Raw genomic sequence first — 238 nt, 5'->3', positions numbered from 1 at the left:
CGCACGATTCACGTCGGCCAGAACCACCCGGGCACCGGCCTCGACCAGCGCACTCGCCGTCGCCGCCCCCAGACCGGAACCACCACCGGTTACCAGAAAAACCTTGTCCTTGAGCTGCATTGCCCTCTCCTCTGCATGAACGGCCGCCTTTCCAGACGGTACCGTATGGTAAAAAGAACATCTTACTCCGGGAGCGGGCAAAGAAAAATCCCCGCCTCGCTTCCGGTGATATGATCAA

Annotated in this window: 1 protein-coding gene; it reads right to left on the bottom strand. The window is 59.7% G+C overall.

From position 1 onward, the window contains the following. Nucleotides 1-120 (bottom strand): SDR family NAD(P)-dependent oxidoreductase (locus B4920_RS29285; RefSeq protein WP_139379774.1); only part of this gene is annotated, 120 nt, incomplete at its 3' end. Nucleotides 121-238 lie beyond the last annotated feature (118 nt).

The organism is Zoogloea sp. LCSB751 (assembly GCF_002028455.1).
Lineage (GTDB): Bacteria > Pseudomonadota > Gammaproteobacteria > Burkholderiales > Rhodocyclaceae > Zoogloea.
This window is presented reverse-complemented; position numbering and strand designations above follow the sequence as displayed.